We start from the raw sequence: 2,100 nt of genomic DNA, 5'->3' as shown, positions 1-2,100 counted from the left end.
GTGGGCGCGGACGGGGCGGGGCGGGCGGCGGCCCGCCGGGAGCGGAGGGCCGGGGTGCCCCTGAGGGCCGTGGTAGACGCGAGGGTGCGCTTCATGTGCTGTCCCAAAGCATACCGGAAGGTTTGCTCAAGGTGGTTCATGAGACGCGCACCACACCGGGGCGCGGGCCACGTCCGGCGAGCGCCGCCACACTGCGTCTTCACCTGAAGACGGTATCCTGCCCCTGATGAAACAAGGCAGCAAGGCACTCCTCGTGGCCGGCGCGCTCGCGGCCACCACCGCCGTCGCGTACGCTCAGCTGCGTTCCTACGACGTCAGCGACCTGCTCAAGTCCCAGACGGGCACCAGCTTCCTGCAGGCCCTGACGCTCGCCGAGCAGATCGCCCTGAAGTCCGAGGATCGCGACAAGCTCCTCGAAGGCGCCATCAAGGGCATGCTCGGCACCTTCGACGACCCCTACACCCGCTACGTCCCGCCCACCCAGGCCGCCCGCGACAACCAGGACCAAGAGGGCGAGTTCTTCGGGATCGGCGTGACCTTCACCTCCGCCGACACCACCAAGGGCACCGGCGGCAAGATCGAGGCCGTGTACAAGGGCCGCCCCGCCGACCTCGCGGGCGTCCAGCCCGGCGACGTGTTCCTCAAGATCGACGGCGATGACGTCACCAACACCCCGCAGGACGACCTCGTCGGCAAGATCCGCGGCAAGGAGAACACGAACGTCAAGATCACCTTCGGGCGCGGCAAGGGCTCCTACGAGGTGACGCTCAAGCGCTCCCGCATCGAGATCGTGTCCGTCGAGACGAGCGTCCTGCCAGGCAACATCGGCTACGTCGCCCTCAACGACTTCTCCAACACGAAGGTGCTCCAGCAGTTCCCGAAGGCCATCGCGGACTTCAAGGCCAAGGGCATCCAGAAGGTCATCTTCGACCTGCGCGGCAACCCCGGCGGGAACCTCTGCATCGCGACCGCCGTCGCGGATCAGTTCCTCACGGGCGGCGACATCCTCAAGGTCCGCGAACGTGGCGGCAAGGCCGGCGACATCGGCTGCCCCGGCGACGGCAAGGCCGCCGCGCAGGCCACGGACTACAAGGGCAAGCTCGCCGTCCTCATCGACGGCGGCAGCGCCAGCGCCTCCGAGATCGTCGCGGGCGCCCTGCAGGACTCGGGCCGCGCCACGCTCGTCGGCGCCAAGAGCTTCGGCAAGGGCATCGTGCAGGCCGTCTACCCCCTGCAGAACGGCGGCAAGGCCAACATCACCTTCGAGGAGTGGCTGACGCCCAAGGGCCGCAGCATCCACAAGCAGGGCGTCACGCCCGACGTGAAGGTCGAGGACAGCCGCGCCCCGAAGATCGTGACCTTCGAGGGCACCGGCGCGAAGGCCGGGGAGAAGATCACCGTGAACGTCGGCGGACGCAGCGTCACCGCCACCGCCGACGCGGACGGCAAGTTCACCTTCACGGACACGCCCAAGGCGCGGCCCCGCACGAACGACGGCAACGCCGTCGTGGACCCCAAGACGGACGCGCAGCTCGCGCGCGCCATCGAGGTCGTCAACAAGTAAGCCCGGCCACCACGCCATGCATGTGCGCCTCCCCGCCCGCGCGGGGAGGCGTACACTCTCGTCTGATGAGCGCCGTATTGCACCTCCAGGCCCTGGGCCTCACCGAGTACGAGGCCCGTGCCTACACCGCCCTCCTCGCGCTGGGACGGGCCGTGCCCGCCCGCGTCGCGCGGCAGGCGGGCATTCCGCGCCCGAAGATCTACGAGACGCTCCAGCGTCTCGAGGCGCGCGGACTCGCCGCCCGCGTCGGCGACACCCCCATGGAGTACGCGCCGCTCTCCGCGCGCGAGTACCTCGACCGGGCCCGCCGCTCCTTCGACGACCGGCTCGGCAACCTGGAGCGGGACCTGTCGCGCCTCACGCCCGACCCCGCCCCGGAAGCCGTGTACGCCCTCAAGGGGGACGCGGTCGTGCGCTCCCTGTGCGAGACGCTCGCGCTTGGCGCGCGCCGCAGCCTCTTCCTCGCGGGCGAGGTGGACTTCGCGGTCCGGCTGGAGCGCGTCACGCCGCGCGGCGTGACCGTCCTGCGCGCGGAC

Annotated in this window: 2 protein-coding genes; both read left to right on the top strand. The window is 70.4% G+C overall.

All coding sequences use genetic code 11. The annotated features are described in order from the left end of the window. The first annotated feature begins 226 nt into the window (after positions 1–226). Positions 227–1,564, top strand: a complete 1,338-nt coding sequence (locus DEIPI_RS0117850; RefSeq protein ID WP_027482659.1) for a S41 family peptidase — start codon at positions 227–229, stop codon at positions 1,562–1,564. A gap of 65 nt (positions 1,565–1,629) precedes the next feature. After that, positions 1,630–2,100: TrmB family transcriptional regulator (locus DEIPI_RS0117845; RefSeq protein WP_027482662.1), on the top strand; the 471-nt coding region annotated here is incomplete at its 3' end.

Origin of the sequence: Deinococcus pimensis DSM 21231, assembly GCF_000519345.1 — a bacterium.
Classification (GTDB): Bacteria; Deinococcota; Deinococci; order Deinococcales; family Deinococcaceae; genus Deinococcus_A; species Deinococcus_A pimensis.
Note: the sequence above shows the minus strand (reverse complement) of the source record. Positions and strands in the feature narration are given on the sequence as shown.